This is a genomic window from Blastococcus sp. MG754426 (genome assembly GCF_021699055.1).
Lineage (GTDB): Bacteria > Actinomycetota > Actinomycetes > Mycobacteriales > Geodermatophilaceae > Blastococcus.
Genome location: NZ_SSXC01000031.1, coordinates 13440 through 33345, shown reverse-complemented (window position 1 = coordinate 33345; position 19906 = coordinate 13440). Strand labels below are relative to the sequence as shown.

21 protein-coding genes are annotated in these 19906 nt (G+C 76.3%); 14 read left to right on the top strand and 7 right to left on the bottom strand.

The genetic code is table 11. The features are described 5' to 3' along the window. Window positions 1-29: 29 nt before the first annotated feature. Both E9549_RS11985 and E9549_RS11980 read left to right on the top strand, forming a co-directional pair. A complete protein-coding gene (locus E9549_RS11985) occupies window positions 30-980 on the top strand; it encodes a hypothetical protein (RefSeq protein WP_236826770.1) in 951 nt (316 codons plus the stop codon). A 70-nt stretch (window positions 981-1050) separates the two neighbouring features. Beyond that, complete coding sequence (locus tag E9549_RS11980; protein ID WP_236826769.1) at window positions 1051-1305, top strand: hypothetical protein; 255 nt, start codon at window positions 1051-1053, stop codon at window positions 1303-1305. On the opposite strand, the gene E9549_RS11975 is transcribed toward E9549_RS11980, so the two are convergent. Further along, complete coding sequence (locus E9549_RS11975) at window positions 1302-2255, bottom strand: LysR family transcriptional regulator (protein WP_236826768.1); 954 nt, start codon at window positions 2253-2255, stop codon at window positions 1302-1304. The genes E9549_RS11980 and E9549_RS11975 overlap by 4 nt on opposite strands. Window positions 2256-2369: 114 nt before the next feature. On the opposite strand from E9549_RS11975, the gene E9549_RS11970 reads away from it, so the two are divergent. The 7 genes from E9549_RS11970 (at window position 2370) to E9549_RS11945 (ending at window position 9144) form a co-directional block, all read left to right on the top strand. Beyond that, entirely contained in the window at window positions 2370-3257 is an 888-nt protein-coding gene (locus E9549_RS11970) for a xanthine dehydrogenase family protein subunit M (RefSeq protein ID WP_236826767.1), read from the top strand. Between the two features lie 3 nt (window positions 3258-3260). Then, window positions 3261-3752, top strand: a complete 492-nt coding sequence (locus tag E9549_RS11965; protein ID WP_236826766.1) for a (2Fe-2S)-binding protein — start codon at window positions 3261-3263, stop codon at window positions 3750-3752. Next, window positions 3749-6163, top strand: coding sequence for an aerobic carbon-monoxide dehydrogenase large subunit (locus E9549_RS11960; protein ID WP_236826765.1), 2415 nt, complete (start codon window positions 3749-3751; stop codon window positions 6161-6163). Before E9549_RS11965 ends, E9549_RS11960 begins: the two co-directional genes overlap by 4 nt. 62 nt (window positions 6164-6225) lie before the next feature. Then, on the top strand, window positions 6226-6921 hold the full coding sequence (locus E9549_RS11955) for an XdhC family protein (protein WP_236826764.1): 696 nt from the start codon (window positions 6226-6228) through the stop codon (window positions 6919-6921). Next, window positions 6918-7043 (top strand): hypothetical protein, encoded by a 126-nt coding sequence (locus tag E9549_RS23380; RefSeq protein ID WP_255723836.1) that lies wholly within the window; start codon window positions 6918-6920, stop codon window positions 7041-7043. Before E9549_RS11955 ends, E9549_RS23380 begins: the two co-directional genes overlap by 4 nt. Window positions 7044-7052: 9 nt before the next feature. Then, entirely contained in the window at window positions 7053-7967 is a 915-nt protein-coding gene (locus E9549_RS11950) for a MoxR family ATPase (protein WP_236826763.1), read from the top strand. Beyond that, entirely contained in the window at window positions 7960-9144 is a 1185-nt protein-coding gene (locus tag E9549_RS11945; RefSeq protein WP_236826762.1) for a VWA domain-containing protein, read from the top strand. The genes E9549_RS11950 and E9549_RS11945 overlap by 8 nt, the downstream gene beginning before the upstream one ends. Before the next feature lie 5 nt (window positions 9145-9149). Here E9549_RS11945 and E9549_RS11940 read toward each other — a convergent pair whose 3' ends face one another. Genes E9549_RS11940 through E9549_RS11930 form a run of 3 tightly spaced genes read right to left on the bottom strand, consistent with a single transcriptional unit; the run spans window position 9150 to window position 11232 of the window. Continuing rightward, complete coding sequence (locus E9549_RS11940) at window positions 9150-9686, bottom strand: DinB family protein (RefSeq protein ID WP_236826761.1); 537 nt, start codon at window positions 9684-9686, stop codon at window positions 9150-9152. Window positions 9687-9725: 39 nt separating this feature from the next. After that, window positions 9726-10541 (bottom strand): YhjD/YihY/BrkB family envelope integrity protein, encoded by an 816-nt coding sequence (locus tag E9549_RS11935; protein WP_236826760.1) that lies wholly within the window; start codon window positions 10539-10541, stop codon window positions 9726-9728. A 55-nt stretch (window positions 10542-10596) separates the two neighbouring features. After that, window positions 10597-11232 carry a CAP domain-containing protein gene (locus E9549_RS11930; RefSeq protein WP_236826759.1) on the bottom strand — a complete coding sequence of 212 codons (636 nt, stop codon included), beginning with the start codon at window positions 11230-11232 and terminating at the stop codon, window positions 10597-10599. Window positions 11233-11307: 75 nt separating this feature from the next. Between E9549_RS11930 and E9549_RS11925 the strand changes: the two genes are divergently transcribed. Next, window positions 11308-12114: an SDR family oxidoreductase gene (locus tag E9549_RS11925; RefSeq protein WP_236826758.1), complete on the top strand. Its 807-nt coding sequence runs from the start codon at window positions 11308-11310 to the stop codon at window positions 12112-12114. A 13-nt stretch (window positions 12115-12127) separates the two neighbouring features. On the opposite strand, the gene E9549_RS11920 is transcribed toward E9549_RS11925, so the two are convergent. After that, window positions 12128-13054: a GGDEF domain-containing protein gene (locus E9549_RS11920; protein WP_236826757.1), complete on the bottom strand. Its 927-nt coding sequence runs from the start codon at window positions 13052-13054 to the stop codon at window positions 12128-12130. A 189-nt stretch (window positions 13055-13243) separates the two neighbouring features. Here E9549_RS11920 and E9549_RS11915 point away from each other — a divergent pair, with 189 nt between their 5' ends. From E9549_RS11915 to E9549_RS11905, 3 genes are read left to right on the top strand one after another with little or no spacing between them, the layout of a single operon-like run. Further along, window positions 13244-14371 (top strand): glutamate--cysteine ligase, encoded by a 1128-nt coding sequence (locus E9549_RS11915; protein WP_236826756.1) that lies wholly within the window; start codon window positions 13244-13246, stop codon window positions 14369-14371. After that, window positions 14364-15659 (top strand): erythromycin esterase family protein, encoded by a 1296-nt coding sequence (locus E9549_RS11910; RefSeq protein WP_236826755.1) that lies wholly within the window; start codon window positions 14364-14366, stop codon window positions 15657-15659. Before E9549_RS11915 ends, E9549_RS11910 begins: the two co-directional genes overlap by 8 nt. Further along, window positions 15656-16327, top strand: coding sequence for an alpha/beta hydrolase (locus E9549_RS11905; RefSeq protein ID WP_236826754.1), 672 nt, complete (start codon window positions 15656-15658; stop codon window positions 16325-16327). The genes E9549_RS11910 and E9549_RS11905 overlap by 4 nt, the downstream gene beginning before the upstream one ends. A 3-nt stretch (window positions 16328-16330) precedes the next feature. Here the strand turns inward: E9549_RS11905 and E9549_RS11900 are convergent, their stop codons facing one another. Continuing rightward, window positions 16331-17650, bottom strand: coding sequence for a DUF2254 domain-containing protein (locus E9549_RS11900; protein ID WP_236826753.1), 1320 nt, complete (start codon window positions 17648-17650; stop codon window positions 16331-16333). A gap of 69 nt (window positions 17651-17719) precedes the next feature. Beyond that, on the bottom strand, window positions 17720-19147 hold the full coding sequence (locus E9549_RS11895) for an NAD(P)/FAD-dependent oxidoreductase (RefSeq protein ID WP_236826752.1): 1428 nt from the start codon (window positions 19145-19147) through the stop codon (window positions 17720-17722). 133 nt (window positions 19148-19280) lie between these two features. Here E9549_RS11895 and E9549_RS11890 point away from each other — a divergent pair, with 133 nt between their 5' ends. Beyond that, window positions 19281-19901 (top strand): alpha/beta fold hydrolase, encoded by a 621-nt coding sequence (locus E9549_RS11890; RefSeq protein WP_236826751.1) that lies wholly within the window; start codon window positions 19281-19283, stop codon window positions 19899-19901. Window positions 19902-19906: the final 5 nt, after the last annotated feature.

Here is a 19906-nt window from a genome sequence, read left to right as displayed (position 1 = left end):
CACCACGAGTTCGCAGCACGGGGAGGGCCGTGGATCTCGACGAGGTGGCCGACGAGCTGTACGCCGTCCCGCCCGAGGAGTTCGTCGCCCTGCGCACGCAGCGCCAGGACGAGGCGAAGGCCGCAGGCGACAAGGCCCTTGCCAAGGAGATCGGCGCGCTGCCCAAGGCCTCGGCCGCCGCCTGGGCCTGCAACCTGCTCGTCCGCGAGCAGCGCGCCGAGATCGAGGGCCTCGTCGAGCTGGGCGACCTGCTCCGGGAAGCGCAGGAGGGCCTGGCGGGCGACCAGCTCCGGGCGCTCGACGTGCAGCGGCGCCGGCTGCTGACGGCCCTGACCCGTCAGGCACGGGCGCTGGCGCACGCCGCCGGCCACCCGGTCAGCACCTCGGTGGCGACGCAGGTCGAGGAGACGCTGCGGGCGGCGATGTCCGACCCGGACGCCGGCCGGGCGCTGCTCACCGGCCGGCTCACCTCGCCGATGTCGTACAGCGGGCTGGGGACGACGGGCGCCAGGCCCGACCTCCGGCTGGTGCACCCGCCCCGCCCGCAGCGCACCGAGCGCCCCGCCGCCCGCCCGGCCGAGGCCGCCACGACCGGGAAGCGGGCGGGGGAGCCGGCAGCCGACCGGCGGGTGCGCGAGCAGGAGGAGCGCCGCCGGGCCGCCGAGGAGAAGCGGCAGCGGGAGCTGGCCGCGGCCCGGGAGGCGGCCGACCGGGCGGAGGCGGCCGCCCGGGCCGCCGACGAGGTGCTGGAGGAGCACCGCCGCGCCACCCGGGAGCTGGCCAGCCGCGAGCAGGAGCTGCGGGCCCGCGTGGAGGAGCTGGCCGACGAGCTGGCCGAGGCCGAGCGGCAGGCGGGCGACGCGGCGGCGGCGCTGCGGCGGGAGGAGCGCCGCCGGGCCGCGGCGGAGCGGGACGCCACCGAGGCGGCCGAGTCCCGTGACCGCGCCCTCGCCCGGCTCCGGGAGCTCGGCGGGGGCTGACGGCACCTTGCCGGTCCCGGGCTCCGCCGCGACACTGCCCGCACACGCCCGACGTCGCGCGGAGGTTGCCATGACCGATCCAGCAGAGCCGGCCACGGGCGGCACCGCGCCCGACCACGCCCGCAGCGGGGACGACGTCGCCGAGGCGATCCGGGTCGCCGAACACGGCAGCGCCGTCCAGGAGGGGCACGACCGCGGGGCGGGGAACACCACCGGCCAGGCCCCCGTCGAGCAGCGCCGCGGCGACCCGGAGATGACCGAGGGGCAGGTCGTGCTGGGCGACGGCGGACCGGGCCGGCACCGGTCGACCGGCCCGTCGGCCTAGCTCCACAGCTCCACACGCACGGTCGGCCGGGGTCGGTCGCGGCGCTCGGGCCGGGCCAGCAGCGCGCTGGTCGCGTCCGGCGTCGTGAGGAAGCGTTGCAGCGCCCGGGCGGCGGCGACGGCGCGGCCCTCGCCCGGCACGGTCGCCCACCACAGCCCGCTCACCGGGGTGCCCTCGACCGGCAGCCGGACCAGGGCCCCCCGGGCGACCCGCTCGCGGACGGCGTGGGCCAGGGCCAGCAGCACGCCCCGCCCGCGCAGCACCGCCGCCAGCGCGGCGGCCTCGCTCTCGCACCGCTCGACGTCGGGCGGGGACCCCCCGGCGGCGGCCCACCGCTCCTCCTCGCTGCCCGGCTCCAGCCCGGCCGGCCCGGTCAGCCACCGGGCCGCGGCCAGCTCCTCGACCCGGAGCCGGGTGCGGGGGGCGAGCGGGTGCCCCGGCGCGGCGACGACGACCCGCCGGTACCGCAGGAACGGCACCGGCTCGAGCACCTGCCCCGGTGCGGGGGCGGGCCGCACGCCCAGGACGACGTCGGCGTCACCGTCGGCCAGGGCGGTCGCGGCGCAGTCGGTCGACCCGGTGGTGAGCTCGATCCCCGCGCCCGCGACCCGGCGGGTGAAGGCGTCCAGCACGGCGCCGGCGACGTGCTCGGCGCACGAGGGCGTCGCCAGCACGCGGAGGCGGTCGGTCGAGGTCGCCGTCGCCACCTCCCGCCGGGTCCGCTCGGCCAGCCGCACCAGCTCGCGGGCGCGGACCGCCAGCGCGCGCCCGCCCGGGGTCAGGGCGATCCCGGTGCCGGTCCTGCGGAACAGCGGGTCGCCGAGGTCGCTCCGCAGCGCGGACACCGCCGCCGAGACCGCCGGTTCGCTCACGCCGAGCGCCGCGGCGGCGGCCCGCAGCGACCCCAGCTCGGCCACCAGGGCGAAGGCCCGCAACTGCGTGAACGTCATCGGGCGACCCTCGTAAGCGATCGGTTATCTCGATGTTGACAGTGACCTGGATCACCGACAAGGTCCCTCGGCACCAGGCCCCGGCATCGGGGCCCTCGGGAAGGGGGTGGCCCCGTGCAGGTCCCGGCTCCGTTCGACTACGCGCGGGCGACCAGCGTCGCCGAGGCGCTCGAGCTGCTCGAGCGTCACGGGGAGGAGGCCCGGCTCGTCGCCGGCGGCCACAGCCTGCTCCCGATGATGAAGCTGCGGCTGGCCCGCCCCGACTGGGTGGTCGACATCAACGACGTCGCCGAGCTGCGGCACATCACCGAGGAGCCCGGACGCCTCCGCGTCGGCGCGCTCACCCGCCACGCCGAGCTGCTGGGCTCCGAGGTCGTGGGACGGCTGTTCCCGATCGTGCACGACGCCGAGCGGGTGATCGCCGACCCGGTGGTGCGCAACCGCGGCACGATCGGGGGCTCGCTGGCCCAGGCCGACCCGGCCGAGGACCTCACCACCGTCTGCGACGTGCTGCGCGCCGAGGTGGTCATCGCCGGGCGGGACGGCGAGCGGGTCGTCGCGATGCCGGAGTTCCACCGCGGGCCCTACGAGACGGCCTGCGCGCAGGACGAGATCGTCACCGAGGTGCGGTTCCCGGTCCGCGCCGGCCAGGGCAGCGCCTACGAGAAGGTGGAGCGCCGGGTGGGGGACTGGGCGGTCGCCGCCGCCGGCGCCGCGCTGGTGCTCGACGACGGCGGGGCGATCACCGAGGCCGCCGTCGGCCTGACCGCCCTCGGGCTCGAGGGGCTGGCCGTCGAGGCCGCCGCCGTCCTGGTGGGGCAGCGTCCGGACGAGGCGCTCTTCGCCGAGGCGGCACGACTGGCCGCCGCGGCCAGCGCGCCCGTCGAGGACGGCCGCGGGCCGGTCGACTACAAGCGGCACCTCGCCGACGAACTCACCCGCCGGGTCCTCCGCACCGCCGCCGCGCGCGCCGGTGCCCTCACCGCCGTCCAGGGAGGCTGACCGATGCAGGTCACGATGACCGTCAACGGGGCCGAGGTCACCCGCGACGTCGAACCGCGCCAGCTGCTCGTCCACTTCCTGCGCGAGACGCTGGGGCTGACCGGCACCCACTGGGGGTGCGACACGAGCAACTGCGGCACCTGCGTCGTCCTCGTCGACGGCCTGCCGGTGAAGTCCTGCACCCAGCTGGCGGCGATGACCTCGGGGCACGAGGTGCGGACCGTCGAGGGGCTGGCCGGCGGCGCCGGGCTCGACCCGGTGCAGCAGGGCTTCATGGCCGAGCACGGGTTGCAGTGCGGGTTCTGCACCCCCGGGATGATGCTCACCGCCCGGGCGCTGCTCGACCGGGATCCCGACCCCGACGAGGCCACCATCCGCGAGGCGATCTCCGGGCAGATCTGCCGCTGCACCGGCTACGCCACCATCGTCCGCTCGGTCCGGTGGGCCGCCGAGCACCCCGCGGCCGCCGCCACCGACCAGGAGGTGACGGCATGACCGCCGTCCAGGAGCGCTCCCCGATGCCGCAGGAGCGCGAGGCCAACCCCGCGATGGACGCCCCCGACCGGCCGATCGGCTACGGGCGGGTGCAGCGCAAGGAGGACCCGCGGTTCGTCCGCGGCAAGGGCCGCTACCTCGACGACATCGTCCTGCCCGGCATGCTGCACGGCGCGATCCTGCGCTCGCCGATGGCCCACGCGCGGATCGTCTCGATCGACACCACCGAGGCGCTGGCCCACCCCAAGGTGCACGCGGTGGTCACCGGCAAGGACCTCGAGGGGCTGAACCTCGCCTGGGCGCCCACCCTGTCGGCCGACGTCCAGGCCGTGCTGGCCACCGACAAGGTGCGCTTCCAGGGCCAGGAGGTCGCCTTCGTGGTCGCCGAGGACCGGTACTCGGCCCGCGACGCGCTCGAGCTCATCGACGTCGAGTACGAGGACCTGCCGCCGGTGGTCGACGTCCGCCGGGCGCTGGACGCCGACGCCCCGGTCATCCGCGACGACCTCGAGGGCCGCACCGACAACCACATCTTCGACTGGGAGGCCGGCGACGCCGCGGAGACCGAGGTGGTGTTCGCCCGCGCCGACGTCGTCGTCAGCGAGGAGGTGGTCTACCCGCGGGTGCACCCGGCGCCCATGGAGACCTGCGGCGCGATCGCCGACTACGAGCCGGTCGAGGGCCGGCTCACCCTGTACGAGACCTCGCAGGCCCCGCACGCGCACCGCACGCTGTTCGCGATGGTGGCCGGCATCCCGGAGCACAAGATCCGGGTGGTCTCGCCGGACATCGGTGGGGGCTTCGGCAACAAGGTCGGCATCTACCCCGGCTACATCCTGGCCGTGGTCGGCTCGATCGTGACCGGCAAGCCGGTGAAGTGGGTCGAGGACCGCTCGGAGAACCTGATGAGCACCTCGTTCGCGCGGGACTACATCATGCGCGGCGAGGTGGCGGCGACCCGCGAGGGCAAGATCCTCGCCGTCCGCACGAAGGTGCTCGCCGACCACGGGGCGTTCAACGCGACCGCGCAGCCGACCAAGTACCCGGCCGGCTTCTTCTCCATCTTCACCGGCAGCTACGACCTCCAGGCCGCGCACTGCTCGGTCACCGGCGTCTACACGAACAAGGCCCCCGGCGGCGTCGCCTACGCCTGCTCGTTCCGGGTGACCGAGGCGGTGTACCTGGTCGAGCGGATGGTCGACGTCCTGGCCGCCGAGCTCGGCATGGACCCGGCCGAGCTGCGGCTGCGGAACTTCATCAAGCCCGAGCAGTTCCCGTACAAGAACAAGACGGGCTGGGAGTACGACTCGGGCGACTACGAGCCCGCGCTGCGGATGGCGATGGAGCAGATCGGCTACGACGAGCTGCGCCGCGAGCAGGCCGAGAAGCGGGGGCGCGGCGAGCTCATGGGCATCGGCGTCTCCTTCTTCACCGAGACCGTGGGCGCCGGGCCGCGCAAGCACATGGACATCGTGGGCCTGGGCATGGCCGACGGCGCCGAGGTGCGCGTGCACCCCACCGGGAAGGCCGTCGTCCGGCTCTCGGTGCAGACCCAGGGGCAGGGCCACGAGACGACGTTCGCGCAGATCCTCGCCGAGGAGCTCGGCATCCCGCCCGAGGACGTCGACGTCGTGCACGGTGACACCGACCAGACGCCGTTCGGCCTGGGCACCTACGGCAGCCGCTCGACGCCGGTGAGCGGGGGAGCCGTGGCCCTGGCCGCGCGCAAGGTGAAGGACAAGGCCCGGCTGATCGCGGCGGCGATGCTCGAGACCCGGCCGGAGGACCTCGAGTGGGAGAAGGGCCGCTGGTCGGTGAAGGGTGACCCGTCCGCCGGGAAGACGATGGCCGAGATCGCCCTGGGCGCGCACGGCACCGTGGAGCTGCCCGAGGGCGTCGACGGCAACCTCGACGCCGAGGTCACCTACGACCCGCCCAACCTCACCTTCCCGTTCGGCGCCTACATCTGCGTCGTGGACGTCGACCCGGGCACCGGCAAGGTGCACGTGCGCCGGTTCGTGGCGGTCGACGACTGCGGCACGCGGATCAACCCGATGATCGTGGAGGGGCAGATCCACGGCGGGCTGGCCGACGGCGTCGGCATGGCGCTCATGGAGTTCATCGGCTTCGACGAGCAGGGCAACTGCCTGGGCGGCTCCTTCATGGACTACCTGATCCCCACGGCGATGGAGGTGCCGGACTGGGAGACCGGCTACACGGTCACCCCGTCGCCGCACCACCCGATCGGGGCCAAGGGGATCGGCGAGTCCGCGACCGTCGGCTCCCCGCCCGCGGTGGTCAACGCGGTGGTCGACGCGCTGGCCCCGTTCGGCATCCGGCACATGGACATGCCCTGCACGCCCGCCCGGGTGTGGGAGGCCATGCAGGGCCGGCCCACCCCGCCCATCTGAGGAAGGACCCGAGGCCCCGCCGCTCGCACGCCGGCGGCGCGTCCCTGCCCGAGAGGTGACCGATGATCGTGGCTGACCTCGCCGCCGAGCTGTCCCGCTCGCGGGAGCCGTTCGTCCAGGCGACCGTCGTCCGCGCGCAGAAGCCGGCGAGCGCGCACGCCGGCGACACCGCTCTCGTGCGCGCCGACGGGCGGATCGACGGCTTCGTCGGCGGCACGTGCGCGGAGAGCTCGGTGCGCGAGTACGGGCTGATGACGCTGGCCACCAACGAGCCGGTGCTGCTGCGGATCGTGCCCGGCGAGCAGCTGCCGCGGTCGACGGAGGAGGGGGCGGTGACCGTCGCCAACCCCTGCCTCTCCGGCGGGTCGGTGGAGATCTTCCTGGAGCCCCGCGTGCCGGCACCGCGGCTGCTGGTCGTCGGCGACAGCCCGATCGCGCAGGCGCTCGCCGCCCTCGGTGGCCCGCTCGGCTTCGACGCCGTCGCCGTGCCCGGCGAGCGTGCGGAGCCGGCCGCCGGGGACGCGGCGCTGGTGGTGGCCTCGCACGGGCGCGGGGAGGAGCCGGCGCTCACCGCTGCGCTGCGGCTGGGGGTGCCCTACGTGGGGCTGATCGCCAGCCGCATCCGCGGCGCGGCGGTGCTGGCCGCGCTCGACGTCCCCGACGAGCTCCGCGCACGGGTGCACAGCCCTGCCGGGCCCGCCCGGCGCCGCCCGCCGGCACCGGCCCGGCCCGGGCCGTCGACCCGGTGTGCGGGATGACCGTGGCCGCCGTCGACGCGACGCCGCGCGCCGAGGTGGACGGGGTGACGACGTGGTTCTGCTGCCCGGGGTGCCGCACCCGCTTCCTCGAGGACCCGGCCCGGTATGCGGCCGCCTCCTAGGACCCGCCGGTGAGCGGCCCGGCCCGGGCCGGCGCCGGGTCGGACGTGGCGGCCCGGGTGCCCGACGTCGCCGCGCTCACCCGGGCGCTCGACGACGTGGGGTACCTGGCCGACCAGGGCCTGGCGACGGCGATGTTCCTGGCCGTGCGGCTGCCCCAGCCGCTGCTGCTGGAGGGCGAACCGGGGGTGGGCAAGACCGAGGCGGCCAAGGCGCTGGCCCGGGTGCTCGACACCCCGCTGCACCGGCTGCAGTGCTTCGAGGGGATCGACGCGGCGGAGGCGCTGTACGAGTGGAACCACCCCCGCCAGCTGCTCGGCATCCGCCTGGCCGAGGCCGCCGGAGCCCCGCTGGCCGAGGACGACCTCTTCGGCGCCGGTTACCTGCTGCGCCGCCCGCTGCTGCAGGCCGTCGAGCACCCGGGCCCCCGGCCGGCGGTGCTGCTGCTCGACGAGATCGACCGTGCCGACGCGGAGTTCGAGGCGTTCACCTTCGAGGTGCTCGCCGAGGCGGCGGTGACCGTGCCGGAGCTCGGTACCATCCGCGCCGCGCACCCGCCGGTCGCCGTCCTCACCTCCAACCGGACCCGCGACCTGCACGACGCCCTGACCCGCCGGTGCCTGTACCACTGGATCGACTACCCGCCGCCGGAGCGGGTCGCCGAGATCGTGCGCCGGCGGGTACCGGGCAGCGACCTGCCGCTGGCCGAGTCCGCGGCCGCGGCGGTGGCCCGGCTGCGCTCGCTGGACATGGTCAAGCCGCCGGGGATCGCCGAGGTGATCGACTGGGTGGCTGCGCTCGGCCTGCTGGGCCTCTCCCGGCTCGACGCCGCCGCCGTCGAGCGGACGTGGGGAGCGGTGCTCAAGAACCGGGACGACCGGGAACTCGTGCACGCCCGCGGGGCGGCCTGGCTGGCCGGTGGGTGACCTGCCGCCGGTCGGCGCGGGCCCGCTGGCGGTGGGCCTGACCACGGCCCTGCACCGCGCCGGGCTGCCGGCGCCGCCCGACCGCGCGGCGGGGCTGGCCCGGGCCCTGCAGCTGGTGCCGCCGGTGGACCGCGCCGCGCTGTACTGGACCTGCCGGGTCGCGCTCGTCACCGACCGCGCGCAGCTGCCGGTGTTCGACGCGGTGTTCTCCGCCCTCTTCGACGGCCGGCTCGACCCCGCCGACAGCCGGGGCGACCCCACCGCCCCGCCGGCGGTCGGCAGCGAGCCGCGCACCCGGCCCAGCCCGCCGGACGACCGCCCGGCCGAGCCCGGCGGCACCGGGAGCGCGGCCACGGGCACCGGCGGGGACGACGGCGCGGAGGCCGAGCGGGAGGTGCTCCTCGCCGCCGCCTCCGCCGAGGAGCGGCTGCGGCACACCTCGTTCGCCGACCTCGACGCCAGGGAGGTCGACGAGGTGCGCCGGCTGGTGCGCCGCCTGGTGCTGGGCACACCGCCGCGCCGCAGCCGGCGCCGGCGGCCCTCGCGGCGGGCGGGGGACACCCTGGACCTCCGCCGCACCGTCCGCGCCGCGCAGCGCACCGGGGGTGACCCGGCCCGACTGGTGCACGTCGTCCGGCGGAGCGTCCCCCGCCCGCTGGTCCTGCTCTGCGACGTCTCGGGCTCGATGGAGCCCTACACCCGCGTCTACCTGACCCTGCTGCAGGGCGCGGTCGCCGGCGCGCGGGCCGAGGCGTTCGTCTTCTCCACGCGGCTGACCCGGCTCACCCGCCAGCTCGCGGTCCGCGATCCGGACCAGGCGCTGGCCCGGGCCGCGGCGGCGGCACCGGACTGGGCCGGCGGCACCCGGCTGGCCGAGGCGGTCCGCCGGTTCGTCGCCGACCACGGCCGCCGCGGGCCGGCCCGGGGCGCCGTCGTGCTGCTGCTGTCCGACGGGTGGGCGCAGGACGACCCCGAGGAGGTGGCGGACGCGATGCGACGCCTGCGCCGGCTGGCCCACCGCATCGTGTGGGTCAACCCGCGCCGGGCCGCCCCGGGGTACGCGCCGCTGGCCGGCGGCATGGCGGCCGCGCTGCCGTTCTGCGACGCCTTCGTCAGCGGGCACAGCCTGGCGGCGCTGGAGGAGGTGGTCGCCGCCGTCGGCGGGCCGGGGGGCTGAGCGGCTCACCCCATCGTCTTCTGCCCGTCCAGCGACTCCCGCAGGATGTCGGCGTGGCCCGCGTGCTGGGCGGTCTCGGCGACGATGTGCAGGAACACCCGCCGGGCCGAGCGCGTGGCGCCGGGCGGGAACCACGGCGCCTCCGGCAGCGGGTGCGCGACGTCGAGGTCGGGCAGGGTGCGCACGAGGTCGTCGGTGCGCCGGGCGACCTCCGCGTACTCCGCGAGCACGCCGGCCAGCGTCTCGCCCGGGAGCAACCGGAAGCCGTCGGTCCACGCACCCGCGCCGGCGGCGTCGCTCGGCGGCGCCATCGCCGCGGTGCCCTCGACGACGAAGCGGGCCCAGCGCGCCTCGGTGGCCGCCACGTGCTTGACCAGCCCGCCGAGGGTCAGCGCGCTCGCGGTGGTCCGCTGCCGGGCCTGCTCGTCGGTGAGGCCGCGCACCGTGCAGCGCAGGAACTCGCGGTGCGCGGCGAGCGTCTCGAGCAGATCGGCGCGCTCGCCGTCCGGGGTGCCGCTGGGGACGGGGGTGTCGGTGGTCATGGCTGCCGCCTTCCGCCGGGCCGGGTGTCACCCGGGACGCTAGGCGCGGGGTACGACGGTTCCCGCGGCCCCGGTCGCCCGGCGCCGGGCGTGCACCCGGCGGGCCAGCACGCGGTAGCCGGCGATCAACGCGGCGTTCCCCAGCAGCAGCCACAGGCCCAGCAGCACCGCGGTGGCCAGCGCCGTCGGCCCGTAGCGGGCGGTGAAGTCGGCGTGCTCGAGGTAGACGAGGTACCCGCCGGTGGTGACGGCCACCAGCCCGGTCGCGGTCGCCGCGCCGATGACGACGTCGCCGACCCGCGTCTCCCAGAGCCGGAACAGCGTGTAGACCAGGCCGATGCCCAGACAGAGCAGGAGCAGCGCGCCCAGCCCCATCGCCAGCCGCAGCGCGAGCCCCGACCCGAGCAGCCGGGGCACGAGGTAGAGCGCCGCGAGTGCCGAGAACACCGCCAGGGGAAGGACGGCGATGATCGCCAGTGCGAGCAGCCGCCCCGTCCAGCCGCGGATCCGCCGCTCGGTCTCCGGCGCCACGGCGCTGAACGCCCGGGCCAGGGCCGCGCCGTAGGTGGTCGCCGGCCAGACCGCCGCGACCGCCGCGACCGGCCCCGTCTGCGCGGCCACGTCGATCAGCGCGCGCAGCACGTCGGCGACGGGGAGCTGGTCGGGCGCCTGGTCGTCCACCTGCGTGCCGAGGTCCTGCAGCGCGGAGTCGTCGACGACCAGGCCCGCGACCCAGAAGCCCAGCAGCACCATGGGCGGCAGGGAGACCATCGCGTAGAACGCGAGGCTGGCGCTCGTGGTCAGGAACTCCGGGCTGCGCAGCCACGCGAGGAACCGCCGGACGGGCTCGGGCACCCTCCGGTAGCCCTCGCCCAGCCGGCGCCGGAGCCGCCGGAGGCGCTCCCGAGCCTCAACCACAGGCGGGCCCGTCCTCCTCCGGCCGGGCGATCGGCTCCTGGGGCGGCGTCTCCTGGCTGACCTCGGGGCGGTCGGCGCCCGCCGTGCGGCCGAACTCCTGGGTCGCCCACACCGAGCCGTCCGGGGCGCAGAAGAAACCGATGCCGATGCGGTTCCAGCCCGGGTTGAGCACGTTGACCCGGTGGTCGTCCGAGCGCATCCAGCCCGCGTGCGCCGCTCCGGCCGGTACCGACCCGGACGAGGTGAAGATGTTCTCCCCGATGCCGGCGAAGCCGCTCAGCTCCTCCCGGTCGAGGAGGGCGCGGACGTCCTGGTGCTGCAGCCGGCCCTCGCCGGCCATCTGCTCGCTCCAGTCGCGGGCCACGCCCGCCAGCGACTCGTCCCACTCCAGCGGGGCCAGGTCGCGCGCCGCCCGCTCGTCGTTCACCCGCTCGAAGACGGCGCGGGCCATCCGCTCGGCGGCGTCACCGTCCTCGGCCGACGGCGGCTCGCCGGGCGCGGGCGTGGAGACCGACCCGGCGCCGGTCCCGGGGGACGAGGTCTCGACGACGACGCACCCGGTGGCGGGCAGCAGGAGGACGGCGGGCACGAGCAGGAGCCGGGCGAGCAGCGGCCGGGTGGCGGTCATGCCACTCCTCTACCCGGCGGCGCCACGGCAGCCGTCGCGGTGCGCGGCTGTCACGGGATCGTTAGCGTCGCAGGCATGGCGGGAGGCAGCGGGCGGGTCGCCCTGGTCACGGGGTCGGAGTCGGGCATCGGGCGGGCGGTCGCGCTGGCCCTGGCCGAGCAGGGCTGCGACGTGGGGATCACCTGGTACCGCGACCGGGATGCCGGCGAGGCGACCGCCGAGCAGGTGCGGGCGCTGGGCCGGCGGGCGGAGGTCCGCCACCTCGACCTGACCCGGCTGCCCGCCGCGGCCGACGTCGTCGACGAGCTGGCCGACGCCCTCGGCGGCGTCGACGTCCTGGTGAACGACGCGGGCACCGGCCACTCCACGCCGCTGCTGGACCTGGACTTCGCCACCTGGCGCGAGGTGCTGGCCACCGACCTCGATGGCGCCTTCCTGTGCCTGCAGCGGGCCGCGCGGCGGATGGTCGCCGCCGGGAACGGCGGGCGGATCGTGAACATCACCAGCGTCCACGAGCACGCGCCGCGCGTCGGCGCGGCCGGCTACTGCGCCGCCAAGGGCGGGCTGGGCCTGCTCACCAAGGTCGCCGCCCTGGAGCTGGCCGAGCACGGGATCACCGTCAACTCCGTCGCCCCGGGGGAGATCGCCACCCCGATGACCGGCCAGGAGGACGAGGACCCGACCGCGCCCGGCCACGAGCGCCCCGGCGTCCCGCTGCGCCGGCCGGGCGACGCCCGCGAGGTCGCCGCCGTCGTCGCCTTCCTCGCCTCGCCCGGCGCCGGGTACGTCACCGGTGCCTCGTGGGCGGTGGACGGCGGGATGCTGCAGATGGGCCCGATGGCCGGCTCGCACCTGGCGGCCGACGACTGGCGCCGCGGCTGAAGCCGGCCGCGGCTCAGGCCAGCCGGTTGCGCTTGCGCCGGTAGAGCTGCGCGTCGGCGCGGGCGAGCACGGTGGCGAGCTCGTCCCCGGGCGCGGCCGCGGCGACCCCGGCGGTCCAGGTGAAGGGGTGGGTCTCCGCCAGCGCCGCCATGAGCTGCCAGGCGGCGTCCTCGTCGGTCGCCGGCAGGCACAGCACGAACTCGTCGCCGCCGTACCGGCCCAGCACGTCGGCCCGCCGCAGCCGGCGCCGCCAGCTCGCGGTCAGCTCGCGGAGGAGGTCGTCGCCCGCGCCGTGCCCGTCCCGGTCGTTGACCTCCTTGAAGTCGTCGAGGTCGAGGATCGCGAAGGTCAGGGGCTCGCCGGTGCGCGCCGCTCGTGACAGGTGCCCGGCCGCCTGCTCCTCCCAGGCGCGGCGGTTGGCCACCCCGGTGAGCGGGTCGGTCGCCGCCGCTCGGCACAGCTGCCGGGCCAGCCGCCCCTGCACCTCGGTCAGCACGACCACCGACACGACGACGGCGATCCACGGCGACACGAAGTCCGACGGCGCGGCGGCCCACGCACCGGCGCTGCCGGAGACCAGGGCGAGGGCGGCGTGCGCCCGGGCGACCCGAAGCGGGAAGAAGTGCGCGGCGTACAGGCTCACCGCGATCAGCGCGGGCCCCAGGCCCACGACGCCCACGGCGGTCGCCGCGCGCCAGGCGACCACGCCGACCAGCACGGAGAGCAGGGCGACGCCGGCGTGCAGCACCCAGGAGGGCAGCCGCCCGGCGGCCGACCGCAGCGCCGCGCCGGCCGCCAGGCCGATCCCCCCGAGCGCCCACAGCAGGCCGACGGGTGTGGCGTCGTCCATCGGCGCCGCGGCGCTGAACCAGCAGAGGAGCCCGCTGACGCCGTAGACCACCGCCAGCATGGTCGCGGCCGTGCGTGGTCCGGTCTGCACCCAGTTCCTCCTCGTCCTCCCCCCGAGGTCGATGCCCTCCATCCTGCGGGTCGGGGGTGACGACGCGCCGCCCAGGGAGGCGGGACGCCCCCCGTCCGGGTGGTGTCCGCCGCCCTGGCCGGCGGGGGTGCGTGCCCGCGCCGGGACCCGTACGGTGCGCGCAGGGAGCTGCCCGGGACAGGAGGGCGCGTGCAGTCCACCGCCGGTCGTCCGGGTGCCACGGGCGCCACCGTCGGGGTGGAGGAGGAGTTCCACCTCGTCGACCCCGGGACCTTCGCGCTCGCCCCCAGCCCCGACCTGGTCGCCGCCGCGGCGCGGCACGAGCTGGGCGAGCGGGTGCACGCCGAGATCACCACGACGCAGCTGGAGACGGCCACCGGCATCTGCCGGACCCTCGGCGAGGTCCGGACGGCGCTGGCGGGCACCCGGGCGGAGGCGCGCGCCGCGGCGGAGAGCGCCGGGGTGGCGCTCCTGATGGCCTCGACCCACCCCTCGGCCGGCTGGCGCGAGCAGGTCATCACCCCCGAGCCGCGGTACGAGGCCATGGTGCGGCGCTGGGCCGGCCTCGCCCGGCGCCAGGACATCTGCGGCTGCCACGTGCACGTCGGCGTGCCCGACCTGGACACGGCGGTCGCGGTGATCGACCGGGCCCGCGTCCACCTGCCGGTGCTGCTGGCGCTCACCGGCAGCTCGCCGTTCCACGACGGCGCGGACACCGGCTACGAGAGCTACCGGACGCTGTGGTGGGGGCGCTGGCCGCACACCGGCATCCCCGAGCCGCTGGGATCCGCGGACCGGTACCGCGCGGTCGTCGACGGCCTGGTCGCCGCCGGGGTCATCGCGGACGCCTCGCACCTGTACTGGGACCTGCGGCCCTCCTCGCACCTGCCGACCGTCGAGTTCCGGCTGGCCGACGTCTGCACCGACCTCGACGACGCCGTCCTGCACGCCGCCCTCGCGGCGTCCCTGGTCCGCGTCCTCGCCGCGCGCGCGGAGCGCGACGAGCCCTTCGAGCAGCCCCGGACCGAGCTGCTGCGGGCGGCACGCTGGCGGGCGGCGCGCGACGGCGTCTCCGGGTCGCTGTTCGACCCGGTCGCCGGCGTGCTCGTCGACGCCCGGACGGCGGTGGGTGCCCTGCTGGCCGAGCTCGCCGACGACCTGGCCGACCGCGGGGAGCTCGACGAGGTGCGGGAGCTGGTGCAGCGGCTGCTCGCCCGGGGTACCTCCGCGGTGCGCCAGCGGGCGGTGTGGCGGCGCACCGGCGACCTGCGCGAGGTCGCCGCCTCGATCGTGCGGGAGGGACGTGGACGTGGCTGATCCGGTGCTCGAGCAGATCCGCGCCCTGGCCCGGCCGCTGCGCACGCCGGCGGACCTCGACCCGCTCCTGGAGCGGATCGGGGACGCCCGGGTCGTGGCCGTCGGCGAGGCCAGCCACGGCACGCACGAGTACTACGCCTGGCGGGCGGCGCTGACCCGGCGGCTGGTCGAGGAGCGGGGGTTCGACCTGGTGGCCGTCGAGGGCGACTGGCCCGACTGCTACCGCGTCGACCGCAGCGTGCGGCTGCGGCCGGGCGCCCACGAGGACCCGCGCGACGCGCTCGACGCCTTCGCCCGCTGGCCGACGTGGATGTGGGCCAACGACGACGTCGTCGACTTCTGCCGCTGGCTGCGCGACCGCAACGCCGGGCTGCCCGAGGCGCAGCGCGTCGGCTTCTACGGCATCGACGTGTACAGCCTCTGGGACTCGATGCACGAGCTGGTCGACTGGCTCGCCGAGCACGAGCCCGGCCACGTCGAGCAGGCCAAGCGGGCGCTCGCCTGCTTCGAGCCCTTCGGCGAGGACGGCGCCGAGTACGCGTTCGCGAGCCGGTTCGCGCCCACCTCCTGCGAGCAGGCGGCCGTCGACCTCCTGCGGTCGCTCTGCGAGCGGCGCGGGGAGGCCGAGGCCGCCGCGGGGGCCGACGCCCGGTTCGCCGTCGAGCAGAACGCCGCCGTGGTGGTCGGTGCCGAGCGCTACTACCGGGCCATGGTGCACGGGTCCGCGGAGTCGTGGAACGTCCGCGACGTGCACATGGCCGACACCCTCGACCGGCTGCTGGAGCACGCCGGACCCAGGGCCGTCGTCTGGGAGCACAACACGCACATCGGCGACGCCCGGGCCACCGACATGGCCGACGCCGGGATGACCAACGTCGGGCAGCTGCTGCGGGAGCGGCACGGTGCCGAGGACGTCGTCCTCGTCGGGTTCGGCGGCTACCGCGGCGGGGTGGTCGCCGGGCGGGAGTGGGGTGCGCAGACGGAGCGGATGACCGTGCCGCCCGCGCGGTCGGGGAGCCTGGAGGCGCTGCTGCACGACGCCGTGGGCGAGGACGCCCTCTTCGTCCACCCGCGCGGGGAACGGCCCGGCTGGCTGCACCGGCGGCTGGACCACCGGGCGATCGGCGTGGTGTACCGGCCCGAGCGGGAGCGGTGGGGGAACTACGTGCCCACGGTGCTCGGCGAGCGCTACGACGCCTTCCTCTACCTGGACGACACCACGCCCCTGCAGCCGCTGCACCTGGAGCGGGCCGACGAGCACGTGCCCGTCGCCGCCTTCGACGCGTGACCGGGCCGGGGCACGCGTCGGGCCGCCTCGGCAGCCGGCCGGTCGGGGCCGCGCCCGGGGAGGCGTGGGCGACGGGGGTGCACGCGCTCGACCTGGGCGGGGGAGCGGAGGTCCTGCTCGCCGTCCCGCCGGGAGAGCCGGTCCCGCGCCCCCTGCTGGTGTTCTTCCACGGCGCCGGCGGCACCCCGGCGCAGAGCCTGGGTGCGGTGCAGCAGGCGGCCGCCGGGCGCGGGGTGCTGGTGCTGGCGCCGCGGTCGGGGGCCGCCACCTGGGACCTCCTCACCGGCCGCGTGGGCCGCGACGTCGCCGTGCTCGACGCGGCGTTGCAGCAGGTCGCCGGGCACACGGCGGTGGCCCGGTGCGCCGTCGGCGGCTTCTCCGACGGCGCCTCCTACGCCCTCTCGATCGGCGCGGCCAACGGCGACCTGTTCGAGGCGGTGCTGGCCTTCTCGCCAGGGTTCGCCGCCCCGCCGGCCGCGGTGGGCCGGCCGCGCATCTGGATCACCCACGGGACCGGCGACCGGGTGCTGCCGGTGGACCGGTGCGGCCGCCGGCTCGCGGCGGCGTTCGACCGGTCGGGCTACGACGTCACCTACGACGAGTTCGACGGCGGGCACGTGGTCCGCCCGGAGGGGGTGAACGCCGCGCTGGACCGGTGGCTCGGCTGACGCTCACATCGAGCGGGTCTCGCCGGCGCGGTCGGCGAAGGCGTCGACGAGCCGGCCCTCGAGCGCCGCGGTGACCTGGTCCCGGTGCAGTTCGACCGTCGCGGTGTCCGTCGGGCCCCAGCCCGGCGAGAGCTCCCCGGCGACCAGGTCGGCGGCGCGCTGGACCTCGGCGCGCTGCCCGTCGTCCCGGCAGGCCACCGCCACGTCGCGGAGCATCCGGAGCAGGGCGGTGACCAGTGTCGGTTCGCTCCCGCCGAAGCGCGCCACCTGACCGCAGGCCAGGTCGAGGTAGTACCGCAGGTCCCGGTCGGGCACCACGGCGCGGCCGGCGCCCGTCTCGTCGGCGTGCAGCGTCGGGCCGAGGTGCCGGCCGGTCAGCCGGACCAGCAGGTCGCCCATGTGGCCGATCGCCGTCGCGGCCGTCACCGGGTCGTTGATGCTGGGGGACATCGCCTTCACGGCGATGTCCTCGAGCTGCCGGAAGCCGAAGGCGGCGTCCTGGTCGATGGTCCGTTCGTTGTTCAGGACGACGGCCGCCCGGACGGCGTCGTCGAGGTCCTCGCTCCCGCCCCACGTCGTGGCGATCGGGCTGCCGAGGGTGATCATGTCGCCGGGGCGGACCTCCACGCGGACGACGGCGTCGTGGCGGCGGGCGGCGTCCACGAGGGTGCCCGTGTCGACCACCTCGACGAACCCGCTGCGGGGCGCGTGCACCAGCCGCCCCGCACGCGCCTCCAGGTCCAGCTCGTCGGGGGAGCGCTGCCCGTGGCCGCTGTACGGGCCGTAGAAGGTCTCGATCGCGCGCCGGGCGTCGTCGTGGACCCGCGTCATCATCGTGTCCACGCGCAGCATGCGGACCATGTGGCTGATGAAGGCGAGCAGCGCGCCGACGCAGCCGACGCCGAGCAGTGCGGCGACCAGGCAGACCAGCGTCGGCACCGGCTCGGCGCTGTTGATGCCGCGCAGGCCGGAGACCGCGAACACGAAGGTGGCGGTCAGCACCGACAGGACCCGCTTGGTGACCGCGTCGCGGACGAAGTCGCGCAGCAGCCGGGGCGAGAACTGCTGCGAGGCGAGCTGCAGCGCCACGATCGTGATGCTGAAGGTCAGGGTGGTGATGGTGACCGCGGCGGTGGCCACCAGTTGCAGGAGCGTGCCGGCGGCGCTGGTGTCGGCGGGCCACAGGCCGGCGAGGAACCCGCCGCGTGGTTCCACCGCGCCCAGGGCCCACCCGGCGGTGGCGGCCAGGGCCGCACTGGCCGCCGGCCAGAGCCACAGTGGTGCCTGCGACCGTGCTGCGCTGGTCTGTCCCCGTTGCGTCACGGGGCGCGCCTACCCGTTCCGCGGCCGGTACGCACCGGCGCGGGGTCCAGGTCCCCGCGCCGGTCCTGGCTACGCGGAGTCGCGCTCCGTGACGTCCTCGCCGGCGGGGTCGACGTCCTTGGGCCCGCCGGTCTTGGAGACCTCCCACCGCGGGCCGAGCTGCTCGAGCGCCAGCCGGCCGTAGACCTGCTGCTGGGTGGCCACCCGCTCGGACCGGCCGCGGCCCAGGAAGCTGACCATCCAGTGCAGCACCGTGGTGACGCGGCTCTTGAAGCCCACGATGTACATCAGGTGCACGACCAGCCACAGCACCCAGGCGATGAAGCCGCTGAACTTGAACTTCCAGATGTCCGCGACCGCCGAGAACCGCGAGATCGTGGCCATCGACCCCTTGTCGAAGTACTCGAACGGCTCCTGCGGCTTCTTGCCGGTGGCGCGGCGCTCGATCGCCTCGGCGGCGTAGCGGCCGCCCTGGATGGCGACCTGGGCGACGCCGGGCAGCTTGCCCAGCGCCATCATGTCCCCGACGACGTGGATCTCCGGGTGGCCGGGCAGGGTGAGGTCGGGCTGCACCGAGATGCGGCCGGCCCGGTCGACGTCCGCGCCGGTCTGCTCGCCGAGGATTCGACCCAGCCCGCTGGCCTGCACGCCCGCGGCCCAGATCTTGGTCGCGGCCTGGATGCGCCGGACCGTGCCGTCGGAGTCCTTGACCTCCAGGCCGTCGGCGTCGACGCCGGTGACCATCGCGCCGAGCTGCACGTCGACGCCGATCTCGTTGAGCTGCCGCCGGGCGGCGTCGCCGAGCTTCTCGCCGAAGGACGGCAGCACCGCCGGGGCGGCGTCGAGCAGGATGATCCGGGCCCCGGTGGGGTTGATGTTGCGGAAGTCCCGGCGCAGGGTCCGGCGCGCCAGCTCGGCGATCTGGCCGGCCATCTCCACCCCGGTGGGGCCGGCGCCGACGACGACGAAGGTGAGCAGCCGGTCCACCTCGGCCGGGTCCTTGGCGATCTCGGCGAGCTCGAAGGCGCCGAAGATGCGGCCGCGGAGCTCCAGGGCGTCGTCGATGCTCTTCATGCCGGGCGCGAACTCGGCGAAGTGGTCGTTGCCGAAGTACGACTGCCCGGCGCCGGCCGCGACGATCAGCTCGTCGTAGGGGTGCACGGTCTGCCGGCCCAGGATCTCCGAGGTCACCGTGCGGCCGGCGACGTCGATGTCGGTGACCTCGCCCAGCACCACGCGCGCGTTCTTCTGCCGGCGCAGGATCTCCCGGGTCGCCGGCGCGATCTCGCCCTCGGAGAGGATGCCGGTGGCCACCTGGTAGAGCAGCGGCTGGAACAGGTGCTGGGCGGTCTTGCCGATCAGCGTGACCTCGACCGGCGCCTTCTTCAGCGCCTGCGCGGCGAACAGGCCGCCGAAGCCGGAGCCGACGATGACGACGCGCGGCCGGCCGCCGGGGGTGTCGGTGGGGGCGGGTGCCTGCGCTGGTGATGTCGTCATGATGTTTCATCCTTCCACTCGGCCCCGTGCCGGTCGGGAGCACCCCGGGGGAGATGCACCTCACAGCGCGTCGACCCCGGTCGGTTCGCGGTCCGGCGGCGGGACCGGTAGACCCTCCGGGGTGCCGCGATCGGTGTCCGTCGTTCTCGTTCCCGGTCTCGGGCTGGATGAACGTTCCGCGCGCAGGTTGCGCCGAGAAGTTGCCGCCGACGTCGTCCTCCTCCCCGGCATGGGGCGGCGGTCACCGGTGCCGGCGGTCGACGACCTCGCGCGGCGGCTGGTCGCCGCGCTGCCCCGGGGGCCGGTGGTCCTGGTCGGGCACTCGCAGAGCTGCCAGGTGGTGGCCGCGGCCGCCACCGACCCGCGGGTGGTGGGGGTCCTGCTGTGCGGGCCGACCACCGACCCGCGGATGCGCCGGCTGCGCGTGCTCGCCGCGCGCTGGGTGCGCACCGCGCTCGCCGAGCCCTGGTGGCAGGTGCCGCTGATCGTGCGGCAGTGGCTGCGCACCGGGCCGCGGGCGATGAGCGCGCTGTGGCGGACCGCCTCGCCGGACGCCATCGAGGAGCGGCTGGCCGCGGTCACCGCGCCGGTCGTCGTGGTGCGCGGGGACCGCGACGCGCTGTGCCCGGCCGACTGGGCGGCGCGGGTGGCCGGTGCGGCGCCGCGCGGCCGGCTGGTCGAGCTCCCGGGCGCGGCGCACATGACGGTGCAGACCCACCCCGCGCGGCTGGCGGCCATCCTCCGCTCCTTCTGACCGCC

Bases quoted from the DNA above. Each gene is read 5' to 3' on its own strand.
- E9549_RS11980 (WP_236826769.1), top strand. From the start codon at position 1,051: ATGACCGATCCAGCAGAGCCGGCCACGGGCGGCACCGCGCCCGACCAC.
- E9549_RS11975 (WP_236826768.1), bottom strand. From the start codon at position 2,255: ATGACGTTCACGCAGTTGCGGGCCTTCGCCCTGGTGGCCGAGCTGGGG.
- E9549_RS11965 (WP_236826766.1), top strand. From the start codon at position 3,261: ATGCAGGTCACGATGACCGTCAACGGGGCCGAGGTCACCCGCGACGTC.
- E9549_RS11960 (WP_236826765.1), top strand. From the start codon at position 3,749: ATGACCGCCGTCCAGGAGCGCTCCCCGATGCCGCAGGAGCGCGAGGCC.
- E9549_RS11955 (WP_236826764.1), top strand. From the start codon at position 6,226: ATGATCGTGGCTGACCTCGCCGCCGAGCTGTCCCGCTCGCGGGAGCCG.
- E9549_RS23380 (WP_255723836.1), top strand. From the start codon at position 6,918: ATGACCGTGGCCGCCGTCGACGCGACGCCGCGCGCCGAGGTGGACGGG.
- E9549_RS11940 (WP_236826761.1), bottom strand. From the start codon at position 9,686: ATGACCACCGACACCCCCGTCCCCAGCGGCACCCCGGACGGCGAGCGC.
- E9549_RS11930 (WP_236826759.1), bottom strand. From the start codon at position 11,232: ATGACCGCCACCCGGCCGCTGCTCGCCCGGCTCCTGCTCGTGCCCGCC.
- E9549_RS11925 (WP_236826758.1), top strand. From the start codon at position 11,308: ATGGCGGGAGGCAGCGGGCGGGTCGCCCTGGTCACGGGGTCGGAGTCG.
- E9549_RS11895 (WP_236826752.1), bottom strand. From the start codon at position 19,147: ATGACGACATCACCAGCGCAGGCACCCGCCCCCACCGACACCCCCGGC.